General features: G+C 33.8%; 13 protein-coding genes. 7 read left to right on the top strand and 6 right to left on the bottom strand.

The genetic code is table 11. The annotated features are described in order from the left end of the window. Positions 1 to 250 precede the first annotated feature (250 nt). Together EKL98_RS03975 and EKL98_RS03970 are read right to left on the bottom strand one after the other, a co-directional pair. A complete protein-coding gene (locus EKL98_RS03975; protein ID WP_126561605.1) occupies positions 251 to 691 on the bottom strand; it encodes a KTSC domain-containing protein in 441 nt (146 codons plus the stop codon). 173 nt (positions 692 to 864) lie between these two features. Then, complete coding sequence (locus tag EKL98_RS03970; RefSeq protein ID WP_126561604.1) at positions 865 to 1,110, bottom strand: hypothetical protein; 246 nt, start codon at positions 1,108 to 1,110, stop codon at positions 865 to 867. A gap of 267 nt (positions 1,111 to 1,377) precedes the next feature. Here EKL98_RS03970 and EKL98_RS03965 point away from each other — a divergent pair, with 267 nt between their 5' ends. Further along, entirely contained in the window at positions 1,378 to 3,000 is a 1,623-nt protein-coding gene (locus EKL98_RS03965) for an amidase (RefSeq protein WP_126561603.1), read from the top strand. A 472-nt stretch (positions 3,001 to 3,472) separates the two neighbouring features. Here the strand turns inward: EKL98_RS03965 and msrB are convergent, their stop codons facing one another. Then, positions 3,473 to 3,862, bottom strand: coding sequence for a peptide-methionine (R)-S-oxide reductase MsrB (gene msrB, locus EKL98_RS03955; protein WP_126514806.1), 390 nt, complete (start codon positions 3,860 to 3,862; stop codon positions 3,473 to 3,475). Positions 3,863 to 3,900: 38 nt separating this feature from the next. After that, on the bottom strand, positions 3,901 to 4,767 hold the full coding sequence (locus EKL98_RS03950; RefSeq protein WP_126555815.1) for an alpha/beta fold hydrolase: 867 nt from the start codon (positions 4,765 to 4,767) through the stop codon (positions 3,901 to 3,903). Between the two features lie 153 nt (positions 4,768 to 4,920). Here EKL98_RS03950 and EKL98_RS03945 point away from each other — a divergent pair, with 153 nt between their 5' ends. The 6 genes from EKL98_RS03945 (at position 4,921) to EKL98_RS03920 (ending at position 14,697) form a co-directional block, all read left to right on the top strand. Further along, the gene (locus EKL98_RS03945; RefSeq protein ID WP_126556340.1) at positions 4,921 to 6,342 is read left to right on the top strand and encodes a glycogen synthase; all 1,422 of its coding nucleotides are present in this window, start codon (positions 4,921 to 4,923) and stop codon (positions 6,340 to 6,342) included. Continuing rightward, a complete protein-coding gene (locus EKL98_RS03940; protein WP_126561602.1) occupies positions 6,339 to 7,619 on the top strand; it encodes a glucose-1-phosphate adenylyltransferase in 1,281 nt (426 codons plus the stop codon). The genes EKL98_RS03945 and EKL98_RS03940 overlap by 4 nt, the downstream gene beginning before the upstream one ends. A 68-nt stretch (positions 7,620 to 7,687) precedes the next feature. Next, the gene (glgB, locus tag EKL98_RS03935) at positions 7,688 to 9,595 is read left to right on the top strand and encodes a 1,4-alpha-glucan branching protein GlgB (RefSeq protein ID WP_126561601.1); all 1,908 of its coding nucleotides are present in this window, start codon (positions 7,688 to 7,690) and stop codon (positions 9,593 to 9,595) included. Positions 9,596 to 9,905: 310 nt separating this feature from the next. Continuing rightward, entirely contained in the window at positions 9,906 to 12,305 is a 2,400-nt protein-coding gene (locus EKL98_RS03930) for a glycoside hydrolase family 31 protein (protein WP_126561600.1), read from the top strand. Between the two features lie 88 nt (positions 12,306 to 12,393). Further along, on the top strand, positions 12,394 to 13,209 hold the full coding sequence (locus EKL98_RS03925; protein WP_126459772.1) for a M48 family metallopeptidase: 816 nt from the start codon (positions 12,394 to 12,396) through the stop codon (positions 13,207 to 13,209). Positions 13,210 to 13,386: 177 nt separating this feature from the next. Beyond that, the gene (locus tag EKL98_RS03920; RefSeq protein ID WP_126561599.1) at positions 13,387 to 14,697 is read left to right on the top strand and encodes an MFS transporter; all 1,311 of its coding nucleotides are present in this window, start codon (positions 13,387 to 13,389) and stop codon (positions 14,695 to 14,697) included. A gap of 56 nt (positions 14,698 to 14,753) precedes the next feature. Here EKL98_RS03920 and EKL98_RS03915 read toward each other — a convergent pair whose 3' ends face one another. Together EKL98_RS03915 and EKL98_RS03910 are read right to left on the bottom strand one after the other, a co-directional pair. Continuing rightward, entirely contained in the window at positions 14,754 to 16,118 is a 1,365-nt protein-coding gene (locus EKL98_RS03915; RefSeq protein ID WP_317125375.1) for a sensor histidine kinase, read from the bottom strand. Further along, positions 16,090 to 17,439, bottom strand: a complete 1,350-nt coding sequence (locus EKL98_RS03910) for a sigma-54-dependent transcriptional regulator (protein WP_126561598.1) — start codon at positions 17,437 to 17,439, stop codon at positions 16,090 to 16,092. Before EKL98_RS03910 ends, EKL98_RS03915 begins: the two co-directional genes overlap by 29 nt. Positions 17,440 to 17,460 lie beyond the last annotated feature (21 nt).

The following is a 17,460-nucleotide window of genomic DNA, read 5'->3' as shown; positions in this document are numbered from 1 at the left end:
GAAATCAGATTACAATAATGTCAATGAACATAATACTAACCAGCTGGTTTTTAACTTATTTTAAGTGGACACTAGTGTTAAGATTTATAAAAAAAATAGCGAATAAATGGGATTTAAAACACTTTCTAGACGAGTTATTTAGGTTTTGCAAGCAGGCGTTTGTATATTGCTATTTCAGAACGGGACAAGTCCAAAATAAAAAAACATCCTTTTTTTGAAGGATGCTTTTTTATTTTGGACTTAAAAAAAATTAATCTTGATTGATTGTTTTTCTCCAAGTAAAGGAATTCAGGATGTGTCTTTTTGCAAATCTTCCAGGAGATTCAGCATTTACCATTTTTACGTAAGTAGCTTTAGGCACACTAATGTATTCGTAAACACTTCCATTTGAAAAATTGATGATCAATCGTCCTTCTACGAACTTATAGTCTGAAATTTTTGCAGTTGCAATAGTTTCAGTGTATTCCGGTAAGTTTTGTTTTAGAGTTTCAGGATTGATACTCACTAAGAAATGATAAGCTTCAATAATTTTTTTACTGTTTTCTTCAGCTGCTTTTAAACCAGTTTCATCTCCTTGAAATTTATCAGGATGCGCTTCTTTCATCGCATTACGATATATCGTTTTCAAATCTTTCAGCTCTGCAGTTTTGTCTACATTTAGCAGTTTGCGGTATTCAACTATTTTTTTCATAAATAAGGTAACTACTTGTCTTTTACTATAAAACCAATGTGATTTGATTTCAAAAAGCGACAAATTTTTTGCAAAGGTACACTTTTTTTTATTTTTTTGGTTTCAGACCAATAAATTTTCCGAAAAAAGTATTCTGAAACAATAGATTTAAGGAATAAAAAACTGAAAAAGTTTTATTGTTGGGGCTTATTGTTTGCTTTATCGAAATTTTTGGATTTTTTTGGATATTTATTATAACTGATATCACTCGGATTTTCGATGATTGATTTTATCGTAATCCAATCTCCAATACTGTGTTTTTGAGCCATTTTATAGTCCAGAAGATAGGCACCACAAAAAAAATTGTTGTTTTCATCTTTTTCCATAATTCCTGTATAAACTCCTTTTTGCAGCATTTGTTCTTGTGAAGACTTTGTCATATCAATTTGATTTTAAATAATTCTATTTGGCAAAGTTAATCAATTATTAAATGTATTGCTACAATTTAGCCTGGCTCAATTGGTTTTAGTATTCTGGTTTTTTATTCCAATTTTGTTCCATTTCAAACTTTAACTTTTGTTTCATTTAATAATGAACTGATTTTATCAAAAAAAAACTAATTTAGGATTTTAATTGAATGCATCTATTTCCAGATAGTATTCAATGTTAACGAAATTAATAGTATATAAATATTTATTTGGCAATCTATGAAAAGAAGATCTTTTTTAACTACAGCAACACTTGCTTCCGCAGGTTTAACTACACTTTTGATTACAGGCTGTACCTCCGGTACCAAAAAAAATGAAGATTCAGTATCTGTTGAAGATTTCAATGCCGTTTTTGAACTAGACGAAGAAACCATCAGCAGTGTAAGGGAGAAATTAACTTCTGGCAAATATACTTCAGAACAATTAGTACAATTATACTTAAAACGGATTGAAGCTATTGATACCAATGGGCCTCAATTGCATTCCGTCATCGAAGTCAATCCAGATGCACTGGCTATCGCTGTTGCACTGGATAAAGAGTTAAAAGCTGGTAAAAGCAGAGGTCCTTTGCATGGAATCCCCGTTTTAATAAAAGACAACATAGACACAGCGGATAAAATGCTAACCACGGCTGGATCTCTGGCAATGGCAGGAAATAGTGCTTCAAAAGATGCTTTTGTCGTTAAAAAACTCAGAGAAGCCGGTGCAGTAATCATTGGAAAAACAAATTTGAGTGAATGGGCTAATTTTCGTTCGACCCAATCCTGTTCCGGTTGGAGCAGTAGAGGCGGTCAGACTAAAAACCCCTATATTTTAGATCATAATCCGTGCGGTTCCAGTGCTGGTTCAGGAGCAGCAGTCTCAGCCAATCTTTGTGTTGTTGCTGTTGGGACAGAAACGGATGGTTCTATTGTTTGTCCAGCTTCGGTAAACGGAGTTGTAGGGATTAAACCTACTGTAGGTCTGGTTAGTCGATCTGGGATTATTCCAATTTCAAAAACACAAGATACGGCTGGTCCAATGGCCAGAACCGTAACGGATGCTGCTATTTTATTAGGCGTAATTGCTGCTGTAGACCAAGATGATACTGTAACCCTTGAAAGTAAAGGGAAAGCACAGAAGGATTATACAACTTTTTTAGATAAAAATGCTTTGAAAGGCAAGCGTATTGGTATTGAAAAAAAGCCACAAGGAAATAATAAATACATTAATGCACTTTTAGATGCTGCTGTCAACCTGCTAAAAAAACAAGGGGCTATTATTATCGAAATTGACTATTTGGAGAAAATTAATGCTTTGGGTCAGGCCGAATTCGAAGTTTTACAATATGAATTTAAAGATGGATTGAATACCTATTTGGCTACAGCCAATGCAAAAGTAAAAAGTTTGAAAGATGTTATCGATTTTAATACTGCTAATGAAGATAAAGCAATGCCGTATTTTAAGCAAGAAACATTAGAAAGTTCTAATGCTAAAAAAGGATTAGAGGACAAAAAATATCTGGAAGCATTAACCGTAAGTTTCGAAGGAAGTAAAAGTGTGCTAAATACAGTTTTTAAAGAAAATAAATTAGACGCTATTTGTGGAATCACCATGGGACCTGCTTGCAGTATTGATATGATTTACGGAGATCGTTGGGGAGGATATTCTTTAACTTCTCCTGCTGCAGCAAGTGGATATCCACATATTACAGTTCCTTGCGGACTGGCTTATGATCTACCCGTTGGTTTATCATTTTTTGGTATGCCGTATACAGAAGGGAAATTAATAGGATTGGGCTATGCGTATGAACAAGTATCTAAAAAGAGAATAAAACCGGGACTTAAACCTTCTTTTTTATAATATTTCATAGGTATTTAAAAGGGTAAAAGGGTGAATTACTTTTTACCCTTTTATTTTTTTTATAATACTGACAAATGGAATTAATCGGTCATTCCGGACATTTGGGCTGAGGCTTAGAAATTTCTCTTCCTCAAAAGGAAATAGCCATCCTAATTTCGCCCCAGATTTCTTTTGGTAAAACTTGCAAGAGTTGTTTCTCAGCTTTGATTCCGTCTTCGGATTCTGGGATTAATCAAATTCTGGGCACTACTCTAACTCCAACGGATGTTTTTTGCCTATATAAGTAAGTCGAAAGTTTAAAAGTCGTAAAGTCAAAAGAATTAACTTTAAGTAAAACAGCTTTAAATCATATTGTTACATACTTTTATCCTGATTTTAAAATACGACATTATACCATGGTTATTACTTGTTTGTTATAATGATTCTAAATTTTTATCCCATTCCGTTGCAATTTTCAAATAAATCCGTATCACTATTCTTTGAAGTCCACTGATAAAGAATTCACGCAATAGCGTTGTCCGGTTTTTGTAGGTCCGTCATCAAAAACGTGTCCTAAATGGCTGCCACAATTAGCACAAAGGATTTCAGTGCGTTTCATACCAAGTGTTACATCAGAAATATATTCTACTTTTCCAGGAATGGATTCGTCAAATGAAGGCCAACCGCAATGGGCATCAAATTTAGAGTTGCTTTCGAACAAAGATTCACCGCAGGCACCACAGCAATAGGTTCCTTTTTCGTAATGTAAGTTATAAGTTCCAGTATGTGGGTATTCAGTTCCTTTTTGTCGAAGAATTCTATACCGTTCTGCTCCTAATTTTTCTTTCCATTCTTGTTCTGTTTTTTCTAAAGGATATTTCATGATTATTTTTTTATTAATTGTATAGTGTTGTATTTCAATTATTTATTTTGGATGAATTGAACTGTTTTTTCAATTACTTTAAGGTTGCCTAGAATCTTTCTATGTCCTAATCCGTCTGTTAATAGTAACTCTCCATTTTTTAAATATTTATGAATGTGAATTCCAGCCTTTACGGGAACTTCAGGATCAAGGTTATCATGTATTACTAAAATAGGAATCGCTGTTTCTTTTGCAGCCAAAAAAGCAGAATAACTATTCATTTTTTCTCCGTATTTTTTTTCGAAATGCAAACGCAAAAGAGTACTTACACTTGGTTTCAATTGTAATTTTGCCACAAAATCATCTATAATATCTTCTACAACATCACCACTGCCAATCACTACGGCATGATTTACTTTTAAACCTTTTTTTATGGCGTTCAAAACGGACATTCCTCCTAATGAATGACCAATAGCTGCTTCAAAGGGCCCAAATTGCTTCTCTATTTCTAAAATTGTATCAATAAAGTCGACCATAATAGTCGTTTTTCCAGGTGATTTTCCATGTGCAGGAGCATCAAAACTGATCGTAGAATATCCGGCTTTAAGCAATTCATCCGCTATTTTGAATAATTGAGTTCCACGTCCTGACCAACCATGAACTAATAAAATTTTCTTGTCACTTTTTCCATATTCATATACAACAACTTCTTTGCCAATTGCCGGAATTGAAATTAATTTTTGAATACTATTTCGATCCATTTCTAACTCTCTTTTTGGAATCTTATGTTTTATGGGTGTAGTAAACAGTTTAGCTGCAAATAATGTAATTAGTTTTGGTGAAATAAAAGAGATTAATTTACTGGTTAATAAAATAATTTTAGGAATTTTCAATGATTGGGTATGATTAGAAGACTTTTTTGTCATTTTAATAAATTTTCAAGCAGGTTATTATATTATAATTTTTTTAGTAAATTTAGAAAAACATAAAAGTAGTATTTTTTAGAAAGTTTTCAGGCGTATTTATATAAAAGACTAAAATAGGGGTTAAAATTAATTAAAAATATCAAAAGTTCATACATGGAAATATTTCATATCAGTGCAGAGTGTTATCCTGTTGCAAAAGTAGGAGGTTTAGCTGATGTAGTTGGCGCATTACCAAAATATCAAAACAATGCAGAGCATCGTGTAAGGGTTGTAATACCTTGTTATGATACAAAGTTTAAAAAAGAAAATGAGTTTGAATGTGTTCATTGGAGTTCTGTAAAACTTGGAAATTTTAATTTTCCGTATAGTATTCTAAAAGAAAAAACAGACCAACTAGGATTTGAATTGTATTTGGTTGACATTCCGGATTTATTCGACAGGAAAGACGTGTATGGTTACGAAGATGATATTGAACGTTTTTTGTCTTTCCAGATCGCCACTTTGGATTGGATTACAGGCAGAAGCGAAGTTGCTGATGTCATTAATTGTCACGATCATCATACAGGTATGATTCCATTTATGATGTTGTATTGTCACAAATACGAAAAATTACGAAATATTCCTTCCATGATTACCATTCATAATGGTTTATACCAAGGGCAGTTTGGGTTTAATAAATTATATTATTTACCCGAATTTGATTTGGCTCACGTAAATGTTTTAGAATGGGATAATTGCATTAATTCATTGGCAGTAGCCATAAAATGTGCTTGGGCTGTTACCACAGTTTCTCCAAATTATCTAAATGAAATCAACTATTCAGCAAATGGTCTGGAATCACTATTTAATTTGGTTCGGTATAAGTCTAAAGGGATTTTGAACGGAATTGATATTGAAGTTTGGGATCCGGAAAAAGACGCGATGATAGAAAAAAACTATTCGATTAAAAATTTTGAAAAAGGAAAACAGGAAAACAAAGAAAAATTATGCAAACTCTTTAATTTAGATCCAACAAAACCACTTTTTAGTTTTATTGGAAGATTATTAGAAGAAAAAGGAGGGGATTTATTACCACCAGCCGCAGCTCTTGCTTTATCTGAGAATTATCAACAAATTAATATTTTGATTTTAGGATCCGGAAGTACAATTATTGAAAAACAATTGAATACTTTGCTACAAGATTACAAAGGAAATTACAATACGTTTATTGGTTATAATGAAGAATTAGCACACTTGATTTACGCCGGTTCTGATTTTTTATTAATGCCTTCCAGAGTAGAGCCTTGCGGTTTAAACCAAATGTATTCGTTGCGCTACGGAACAATTCCCATTGTGAGACGAACTGGTGGGTTAAGAGACACAGTTGTTGATTTTGGCGATGACGGAAACGGAATTTGCCACGATCAGGCCACAGTTGGTGATGTTTGTTATTCTATTCAAAGAGCCGTCAATTTATATGATGATAAAGAACATCTGAACAAAATTAGAAAAATAGGAATGAACACAGACCATTCATGGGAGCGTGTTTGTCAGGAATATATAGAAATGTACAAACTAATAAGCAACAAGAAATGAAACCCAAAAAGAAAAATGTTATTGCCATTATTTTAGGTGGAGGACAAGGTTCAAGATTGTATCCCTTGACAGAATCACGATCAAAACCAGCTGTACCAATAGGAGGAAAATACCGATTGGTTGATATTCCTATTTCAAATTGTATGAATTCAGATATTTACAGAATGTTTGTATTGACACAATTTAATTCGGCTTCCCTGAATGCACACATAAAAAACACCTATAACTTTAGTATTTTTAGCCATGCCTTTGTTGATATTCTTGCTGCTGAACAAACTCCTGATAATCCAACCTGGTTTCAAGGGACTGCCGATGCCGTAAGACAATGTATGCCTCATTTCTTAAACCATGATTTCGATTATGCGTTGATACTTTCCGGAGATCAGTTGTACCAAATGGATTTCAACGATATGTTAGAAGAACACATTAAGAACGAAGCTGATATCTCTATTGCTACTTTGCCAGTAAATGCTAAAGATGCGCCTGAATTTGGGATATTAAAAACAAACGCCGAAAGCTGTATTGAATCCTTTATCGAAAAACCAGCGAAGGAATTATTACCGGATTGGGAATCGGATGTGAGTGAACAAATGAAAAGTGAAGGAAAAAATTACTTGGCTTCGATGGGAATCTACATTTTTAACAAAAAACTGTTGGTCGATATCATGTCCAATAAAGAAACCAAAGATTTTGGCAAAGAAATTATTCCTCAAGCGGTAGGCCACAGAAAGATTTTAAGTTATCAATATGAAGGATACTGGACGGATATTGGTAATATAGATTCCTTTTTTGAAGCGAATATTGGACTTACGGATGACTTGCCAAAATTTAATTTATTTGATGATATTAATAAAATTTATACCAGACCAAGATTATTGCCGCCATCAAAATTCCAAAAAACAATGGTTGATAAATCATTGATTTCAGAAGGTTGCATTTTGAATGCCAAAGAAATTAATCGTTCTGTAATTGGTATTCGATCCAGAATAGGGGAGGGAACTATCATTCAAAACAGCTACGTAATGGGTAATGATTTCTATCAGAATATTGATGATATGAATGAAGATCTTAAAAGCGACAGACAATTGGTTGGAATTGGGGAAAGATGTTTTATAAGTAATGCTCTCGTGGATAAAAACTGCAGAATTGGTAATGATGTATATATCAATGGTGGAAACCATCTAGAAGATTTTTCTAATGAGTTGTATGCCATAAAAGATGGAATTGTTGTTATCAAAAAAGGAGCAGTTATACCAGACAATTACATTATTAAGTAACCCTAAAAACTGTTTTTCTTACACTAATATTCTGATTTTTACACAAAGCAGAAGCATACAATTGTTATATGAGCAAAGTTATCTCGCATTCCCTTTTTACCGATTTCGATATTGAATTATTCAAATCAGGGAAACATTTTCGTCTGTATGAAAAATTAGGTGCACATCTTCTTTCAGTTGATGGAACAGACGGTGTTTATTTTGCGGTTTGGGCGCCAACAGCTCAGTCTGTTTCTGTAGTTGGGGATTTCAATTTCTGGACACAAGGTAAACATCTGTTGGAAGTTCGCTGGGACTCCTCTGGCATTTGGGAAGGATTTATTCCAAACATCAAAAAAGGGACAACCTATAAATATAAAATACAATCTAATAATGGTGGAATCATAACAGAGAAAGCGGATCCGTTTGCTTTTTATTGTGAAAAACCACCACACACTGCCTCAGTAGTTTGGGATTTAGAGTATCAATGGAAAGACAAAAACTGGATGAAAACGCGTCAGAACCACAATGGTTTAGACAAGCCTTATTCAGTATATGAAGTCCATTTAGGATCCTGGAAACGGCATGCAGAAGATAATCGCTTTCTGACGTATCTAGAATTTGCCGAAGATTTAGTACATTATATAAAAGAAACTGGATTTACGCACGTGGAGTTCATGCCCATCATGGAATATCCATACGATCCGTCTTGGGGCTATCAATTAGTGGGGTATTTTGCACCAACTTCCCGTTTTGGGAATCCACAGGAATTCATGCATTTAGTAGATAAATTGCACGAAGCAGGAATTGGAGTAATCCTGGATTGGGTACCCTCTCATTTTCCAGATGATGCACATGGTTTAGGATTTTTTGACGGTTCCAATCTTTTTGAACATCCAGATCGTAAAAAAGGCTATCATCCAGATTGGAAAAGTTTAGTTTTCAATTATGGACGAAATGAGGTTCGCTCTTTTTTGATTAGTAATGCGTTATTTTGGTTGCAACATTACCATGCGGATGCTTTGCGGGTAGATGCCGTCGCCTCGATGTTGTATCTGGATTATTCCAGAAAAGAAGGCGAATGGGAACCTAATATTTACGGTGGAAGAGAAAATCTAGATACTATTAGTTTCCTGAAAGAATTTAATGAAGCCGTGTATCTAAATTATGAAGGCGTTCAAACCATAGCTGAGGAAAGTACCTCGTTCCCAATGGTTTCGAGACCAACATCTATCGGAGGTTTGGGTTTTGGAATGAAATGGATGATGGGCTGGATGCACGATACTTTGGAATATTTTCAAAAAGACACGGTGTACAGAAAGTACCATCAAAATGATTTGACTTTCTCAATGACCTATACTTTTTCGGAAAATTTTATGTTGCCGCTTTCGCATGACGAAGTGGTGTACGGAAAAAAATCTATAGCAGGAAGAATGCCGGGAGATGAATGGCAGAAATTTGCGAATTTAAGATTACTTTATGGTTACATGTTTATGCATCCCGGAACTAAATTATTGTTCATGGGAAGTGAATTTGGACAAAGCAACGAATGGAATTTTGAAGGAAGTTTAGATTGGCATTTATTGCAATATCCCTATCATGAAGGCGTAAAAAAATTAATTACAGATTTGAATAAATTGTATAAAACACAACCTGGATTATATGAAAAACAATTCAGTCCGGAAGGTTTTGAATGGATTAATTATTCGGATCATCAAAATGCGGTGATGTCTTTCATTCGAAAAGGAAATGATCTAAAAAACGATATAATTGTAGTGTGTAATTTCACGCAAGTGGTGCGCCCTGATTATCGAATTGGTTTACCTAAAAAAGGAAAATTGACAGAAATTTTTAACAGTGATGCTTCAAATTATGGAGGAAGCGGCGTTTCTAATACTACAAAAATAGCAATTGAGGCATTGCCTTATGATGGAAGAGATTATTCTGCTGAATTGCTATTGCCGCCGTTAAGTGTTATTGTTTTTAAAATCGGATAATTTTTAACAAAACGATTTAGAGATTAAGAGAACTTCAGATTACAATGAGAATTAGAGATTAAGAGTATTTAAAGCTTAATTATGTAGGTGTAACAACTAATTTAAATTTAGTGTTGATTTATCGTTTTTTTTTGATTTTAACTCCTAATCTCTTACCTTCTTTGTTTTAAAAAACACACCTATTTATCTCTAAATTTAACTGTCTAAAAACTATAACGTTTTCGTTAATAAACCCCACACATATAACTGTTTACAAAGTAATTTCGTAAGTTTGAATGCTAGAAAAAGATTAAAATTAATACCATAAAACATGATTACAAATACAGAATTAGAATATAAGGGAGATTTATATCCCACAAAAATAATTTCTTTTGAACAGGAAGTTGATTCAATCTATTTTCATACCGATAATAGTGTCATCTTGAAAGTAACCATATTAAGAGATAGTTTAATCCGATTTAGATTTACAACAAAAGGGTATTTTAGCAATGATTTTTCTTATGCAATTGATAAAAGTCATTCTCATGGTTATAATTTTCTGGAAGTTTCTGAAGCAGAAGAGTATTATCAGATAAAAACCAGTAAAGTACAATGCAGGATTCAAAAAATAGACATGAGAGTATCTATTTATGATCTAGAAGAAAATATTATTTTAGAAGATGAGCTTGGATTTCATTGGGAAGAAAGCTATGAATATGGCGGTAACATTGTCAAAATGAGTAAGGCTTCAAAAGACGGGGAATGTTTTTACGGACTTGGCGACAAAGCAACCCAAATGAATTTGAAGGGAAAAAGACTGGAAAATTTTGCAACAGATCAATATGCTTTTCAAAAAGACCAAGAGCCCTTATACAAAGTTGTTCCATTTTATATTGGATTACGAAACAAGAAATCTTATGGTATTTTCTTTGATAATACCTTTAGAACCTATTTTGATTTTTGTCACGAAAGAAGAAATGTAACCAGTTATTGGGCTGAAGGTGGAGAAATGAATTATTATTTCATTTACGGACCCCAAATGCAAGATGTGGTTACAACGTATACTGATTTGACCGGTAAGCCAGAATTGCCGCCACTTTGGGCACTTGGATACCACCAATGCAAATGGAGTTATTATCCGGAAAGCAATTTAAAAGAAGTTGCAGCTAAATTTAGAGAGTTGAAAATTCCATGTGACGCACTGTATTTGGATATTGATTATATGGAAGGTTTTCGATGTTTTACTTGGAACAAAGAATATTTTCCGGATCCAAAAAGAATGGTGGCTGAATTAGCCGAAGATGGTTTCAAAACAGTTGTAATTATCGATCCGGGAATAAAAATTGACAAAGAATATTCGGTATATCAAGAAGCTTTAGAAAAAGATTATTTCTGCAAAAGAGCTGACGGTCCATACATGAAAGGAAAAGTATGGCCGGGAGAATGTAATTTTCCGGATTATACAAACCCTGCGGTACGGGAGTGGTGGGCTGGATTGTTCAAAGAATTAATTTCGGAAATTGGAGTAAAAGGAGTGTGGAATGACATGAATGAACCCGCAGTAATGGAGGTTCCTAATAAGACATTTCCAATGGATGTGCGCCATGATTACGACGGAAACCCTTGCAGTCATAGAAAAGCACATAATATTTATGGTACACAAATGGCCAGAGCAACCTATCATGGTGTGAAACGATTTGCATATCCAAAAAGACCCTTTGTAATAACAAGATCAGCATACGCAGGAGCACAACGGTACACGTCTTCTTGGACTGGAGATAATGTAGCCACTTGGGAACATTTATGGATTGCAAATATCCAGGTGCAACGCATGTCTCTATCTGGTATGGGTTTTACAGGATCAGATATTGGTGGATTTGCAGAACAACCATCAGGCGAATTGTATGCCCGTTGGATTCAATTGGGTGTTTTTCATCCTTTTTGCAGAACTCATTCTTCAGGAGATCACGGCGATCAGGAACCATGGGCTTTTGATGAAGAAGTGATCAATATCACTAGAAAGTTCGTGAATTTAAGATACCAATTATTACCTTATTTATATACCATGTTTTGGCAATATATTGAGGAAGGAATTCCTATGTTGAAGCCATTAGTATATTATGATCAGGAAGATATTCAAACGCATTATAGAAATGACGAATTTGTTTTTGGAAATCAAATTCTTGTTTGTCCTATTTTAGAACCTAATTCAGTAGGAAGGCGCATGTATATTCCTCGTGGACAATGGTATAATTATTGGACCAACGAATTGGTCAATGGCGGAAAAGAAATATGGGTAGGTACTAAGTTTGATGAAATTCCAATTTTTGTAAAAGCAGGAGCAATCATTCCTAAATATCCGGTTCAACAATATGTTGGCGAACTGGAGTTTGATGAGTTAACACTGGATATTTATTATCACGAAGGAAAAGAAAAATCAGTAGTGTATGAAGATGTGCAAGATGGATATGATTATAAAAAAGGACGGTATAGCTTTTTGTCTTTTCAAGCAACCGGAAAAGAGAAGGAACTGATCATTCAGTTGCATAAAGAAGGAAAATACGACACTAATTATTCTAAGTATAAATTAAATTTGATTGGACTTCCTTTTAAAGTCAAAACAATAGAAATTGATAACGTTGAAGTTGTATTTGATAAAATTACTTTGGATAATGAAGGCTATTTGATTGTTGATAAGGGATTTACAGCTTTGTATATTATTGGAGAATAACAAAAAAATGATACTTTTAAATTTAATTTTATAAATTTTAAAATATTAATAATTGTATTTTTGTATGACATCTAAAAATAATAAAATCATGAAAAAGCATTTAATAGTAGGGGTTTTTGCTCTAGGTATTTTATCTTCTTGTGCAACTAATCCGCTTACAGGAAAAAAAAACTTAAATTTTGTTCCCAATAGTGAGTTGTTTCCAACCTCATTTCAGCAATATGGTACTTTTTTAAGTGAAAACAAAGTAATTACTGGAACTGCTGATGCAAAAAAAGTGGAAACAGTTGGTCTTCGAATTAAAGCTGCTGCAGAAAAATATTTAATATATTTAGATCAATCACAATATTTGAAGGATTACCGTTGGGAATATAAATTAATTGACAATAAAGATGTGAATGCCTGGTGTATGCCAGGAGGAAAAATTGTAGTGTATACCGGAATACTGCCTATAACTAAAGATGATGCGGGTTTAGCTACCGTAATGGGACATGAGGTTTCGCATGCATTAGCCAATCATGGAGCTCAACGTATGAGTGCTGCTCAATTGCAACAATTAGGTGCTGTAGGAGTTGCTGTTGCAACGGGAGGAAAAAGTGCTGAGAATCAACAAATTTGGCAACAGGCTTACGGAGTAACCACACAATATGGAGGAATGTTACCTTTTAGTAGAGGTCATGAAACGGAGGCCGATAAAATAGGACTTACTTTAATGGCTATTGCAGGATACAATCCAGAGGAATCAGTTGTTTTTTGGCAAAGAATGTCAGCGCAATCCGCTGGGCAAGCACCGCCAGAATTCATGAGTACACACCCCTCTGATGCTACCCGAATTGCGAATTTGAAAGCATTAATTCCTGAAGCTAAAGCAACAGCTGTAAAAGTTGGAATTATATACAGATAAAAATCATATTAATTAGTAAATCTAATTTTATACAAAAGCTTTTCTTTTTCAGAAAAGCTTTTTTTTGTTTATCCTAACGGCGTGCTTATGATAACGGATTATTAATGTACGATTTCATCCCGTTTTGTCTAATGTTAAACAAAAAATAAATAAATTCGTAGCATAAATAAATGAAATATGAAAGGATTACAAAAAGGAGATAAAAAGCTTATTAACGCTTGGGCTTTTTATGATTGGGCTAACTCCGTTTATAGTTTAGTAATTTCGACAGCTGTTTTCCCCATTTATTATGAAACGGTAACAAGCGGAAACGATGGGATTGTTCATTTTTTTGGAACAGAATTCATTAATTCAACTTTGCTATCTTACTCTTTATCATTCTCATTTTTGGTAGTTGCTCTCTTATCACCAATATTGTCTGGAATTGCTGATTATACGGGTAACAAAAAACGATTTATGCAGTTTTTTTGTTACTTGGGTTCGTTATCAGTCATGAGTTTATTCTTTTTTAAGGGACAGGACACATTGTGGATTGGAATTTTAGGTACCATTTTAGCCAGTGTTGGCTTTTGGGGAAGTATTGTTTTTTATAATTCTTATTTGCCAGAAATTGCTTTTCCAGAACAACATGATCGAGTAAGTGCAAAAGGATTTATGTATGGTTATTTTGGTTCTGTAATTTTATTGGCGTTTAATTTGACGATGGTTATGATGCCTCAATGGTATGGGATAACAGATTCTTCTTTACCGGCGAGGATTTCGTTTTTATCTGTTGGTATTTGGTGGATTGGTTTTGCCCAAGTAACTTTTTATTATTTGCCTAATAATGTATTTCATAAAAAACCCGAAAAAGATTATATTTTTAAAGGATTAATAGCGCTTAAAGTTGTTTCAAAAAGTATAAAGAAACTAACAAAATTAAAACAATTCTTAACCGCTTTTTTTCTTTACAGCATAGGGGTACAAACAATGATATTATTGGCTGGTATTTTCTTTAAAAAAGAACTAGGAATTAGTACGAGTAAATTGATTATTATAATTTTATTAATAAATGTAATTGCTATTTTCGGCGCTTATTTATTTTCAAGAATATCAGAGAAAATTGGAAATATAAAAACACTAAAACTTACTGTAGCAATTTGGGCGTTTATTTGGTTTACGGTCTACTTCTTAGATGCTAAAAGTACATATATTGATATCCAAATTTATGCGCTTGGAGGAATGATAGGAATGGTTTTGGGGGCTATTCAATCCTTATCACGTTCAACCTATTCCAAGTTATTGCCTGAAACGGAAGATCATGCTACCTATTTTAGTTTTTTTGATGTTACTGAAAAAATTGCCATAGTGCTTGGTACATTTATTTTTGGTTTTGTAGCTTCAATTACAAACTCGATTAGGAATTCAATTTTTATATTGGCGATTTTCTTTGTACTGGGTTATATTGCTCTTAGTTTTATGAGTAAAAATGAAGACGGAAAAGATTAGTATATAATTATTATAACTAATTTTTCTCTCCTTCAGGATTAATCCAAAACAGAAATTTAATTATCAACCAGACAAATTACAAAAGCTGTTTCTTCACCTTCATTTTGATATGCCAGATACCCTCCGTGCGCTTCGACTATACTTTTAGATAAAGTCAAACCTATTCCGGCTCCTTCGTTACGAGTGGTAAAAAAAGGTAAGAATATTTTGCTTTCTATTTCTTTTTCAATGCCTTTTCCGTTATCGGTAATCTTAATAAAAATTCGCTTTTCTTTAACTTCTGCCGAAATAATAATCCGCTTTTTTTCTGTATCTGCCAGGGCGTAAATACAATTCGTCAAAAGATTAATCAATACATGTTCCATTTGTTGAATGTCAACATTTAGCCTGTGGTCGAAAGCAATCGTGTTTATGACTTCTATTTGTTTTATTTTGAAAATTGGAGCCATAATTTGGAAACTGTTTTCAACCATTTTCAACAATTCTGTTTTTTCTTTTTTGGGAGATGGCAGCATGGCCAGTTTGCGGTAACTTTCAACAAATTGCTGTAGATGGTCGCTCCGCCTTAACATCGTAGCAACACTACTTTTCATATCGTCCAAGTCTTCCGTTGAAATGGTTTCCTGCTGAACTAAATCCTGTAGATTCTGAGAAAGTGACCGAATGGGAGTAATCGAATTCAACAATTCATGAGAAATAACTTTCATCAGATTGACCCAAGCCTCTTTTTCTTTTTTCTCGATTACATTTTGAATCGAATCCAGCAAAACGATAAAATAATCCTGATTGTAAATTTCACTCCTCGAAGTCTGCAGCACAAATGTTTGTCTGTCTTGTTGATTCACACGGATCTCTAATGACGTTTTAATTTCCTGAAAATCTTGCTCCTCGATAACTTCACACAAAGAAGGCAACTGATTTTTCAGATATTTCCATTTGGAAACTTTTGGAACGTTAAAATGTTTGGAAAAATAATCATTCATCAAAAATATATTCCAATCGGTTTCCTGTTTTTGCAGGATAATAATTCCAGTTTCAATATTGTTCAAAATAGAACGGTAAATAATGTCTTTTGAAACTTCTTCGTTTTGTTTGTTTTTTAGATTTTCATACAATTTGAATACGTTGGAATAATTTTTATACGATTTATGCTTTGAAAAATCAGAGGTGAAATCATTTTGCAAAATAGAAGTAATCGTTCTGTCGAAAAGTAAAAAGGCTTGTTTTACATAAAAATACATTTCAACGAGCAGTATAAAAATGATAAGGACACCAAATACGGCCGTGAAAACCAATCCTTTTTGAAAAAGAAAGAAGGAAATTCCGGTAGTCAAAAGAATAAGTAGCAATCTTATAAAAAGGAGATGGTATATTTTCCAGGATGTAAACATATTAGTTGGTGCTGATGTTATATTTTTCAATTCTTCGGTATAAAGCACCTCTTGACAATCCCAATTCCTCCGCCGTTTTACTGATATTGTTGTTGTTTTTCAATAGCATCTTTTCGACGGCTGCTTTTTCGATAGCCGACAGCTGAATATCGTCTGGATTATCCTCGTAAGTTGTTATTTGTTCTAAATCTAAGTCGGAAACGGTAATATGATTGTTCTCGCAAAGAATCACGGCGCGTTCTATTCTGTTTTCCATTTCCCGGATGTTTCCGTTCCAAGCATGTTTTTCGATTTGTTCCAATGATTTTTCATCAAAAGCGATTTCATCTCGTCCGTACTTAGCCATCATTTTTTGCAAGAGATAGTGAGCCAAAGGGATTTTATCTTCGTTGCGTTCCCGTAATGGAGGCAAAACAATTTCCATAGTGTTAATGCGATAATATAAATCCTCTCTGAAATTTTTGTCTGCGACTTCTTGCTTCAAATTCAAGTTGGTGGCGGTAATAATGCGAACATTCAAAGGTCTGGCTTTGGATTCGCCCAATCGGGTTATTGTTTTGGTTTGGATAACCTGCAAGAGTTTAGCCTGCAGATGCAGTGGTACATTTCCAATTTCATCTAAAAAAATAGTTCCATTTTCAGCCAATTCAAAACGTCCCGGAGTATCTGTTTTGGCATCGGTAAAAGCCCCTTTAGCATAACCGAATAATTCGCTTTCAAAAATATTGGCATTCAAGGAACCTAAATCAACGGGAATAAAAGCATTATTTTTTCTTTCGGACTGCAGATAGATGTGATGTGCCAAAACAAATTTACCGGTACCATTTTCTCCGAGGATTAAAACATTGGCTTCTGTTATTGCGACTTTATCAGCCAGTAAATAAGCCTTTTTTATAGCCTCTGAATTACCAATAAAGAAATCGTCAGTAGTAGCAACATCGATTAGTTTCTTTTGTTCTTTGCGTGATTTACTAACAGCTTGTCTTACAAGATTAAGCAATTTTTCGTTGTCCCAAGGCTTTAAAATATAATCAAAAGCCCCTGATTTTAATCCTTCAACAGCCGTTTCTACTTTACCAAAAGCGGTCATTAAAATAACAATGGTTTTTGGCGAAAGCGTTTTTATTTCCTTTAACAGATACAAACCTTCTCTACCGTCCTCGAAACCTATTCTGTAATTCATGTCGAGTAAAACCACATCGATGGTGCTTTTTGACAATAATTCAACCACATTTTTTGGATTAGTGAGTGTATAAATGTTCTCAAAATGTTTTTTAAGCAGCATCTTAGCCGCAAAAAGGATGTCTTCCTGATCGTCAATCACTAAAATGCTTGCGTTTGTCTTTTTCATTAACTGTTCATTTTTGGACAA

Source organism: Flavobacterium bomense, assembly GCF_003970355.1.
Note: the sequence above shows the minus strand (reverse complement) of the source record. Positions and strands in the feature narration are given on the sequence as shown.

Coding starts and splice junctions, on each gene's coding strand:
- glgB (WP_126561601.1), top strand. CDS start 7,688: ATGAGCAAAGTTATCTCGCATTCCCTTTTTACCGATTTCGATATTGAA.
- EKL98_RS03910 (WP_126561598.1), bottom strand. CDS start 17,439: ATGAAAAAGACAAACGCAAGCATTTTAGTGATTGACGATCAGGAAGAC.
- EKL98_RS03930 (WP_126561600.1), top strand. CDS start 9,906: ATGATTACAAATACAGAATTAGAATATAAGGGAGATTTATATCCCACA.
- EKL98_RS03970 (WP_126561604.1), bottom strand. CDS start 1,110: ATGACAAAGTCTTCACAAGAACAAATGCTGCAAAAAGGAGTTTATACA.
- EKL98_RS03940 (WP_126561602.1), top strand. CDS start 6,339: ATGAAACCCAAAAAGAAAAATGTTATTGCCATTATTTTAGGTGGAGGA.
- EKL98_RS03965 (WP_126561603.1), top strand. CDS start 1,378: ATGAAAAGAAGATCTTTTTTAACTACAGCAACACTTGCTTCCGCAGGT.
- EKL98_RS03925 (WP_126459772.1), top strand. CDS start 12,394: ATGAAAAAGCATTTAATAGTAGGGGTTTTTGCTCTAGGTATTTTATCT.
- EKL98_RS03975 (WP_126561605.1), bottom strand. CDS start 691: ATGAAAAAAATAGTTGAATACCGCAAACTGCTAAATGTAGACAAAACT.
- msrB (WP_126514806.1), bottom strand. CDS start 3,862: ATGAAATATCCTTTAGAAAAAACAGAACAAGAATGGAAAGAAAAATTA.
- EKL98_RS03950 (WP_126555815.1), bottom strand. CDS start 4,767: ATGACAAAAAAGTCTTCTAATCATACCCAATCATTGAAAATTCCTAAA.
- EKL98_RS03945 (WP_126556340.1), top strand. CDS start 4,921: ATGGAAATATTTCATATCAGTGCAGAGTGTTATCCTGTTGCAAAAGTA.
- EKL98_RS03920 (WP_126561599.1), top strand. CDS start 13,387: ATGAAAGGATTACAAAAAGGAGATAAAAAGCTTATTAACGCTTGGGCT.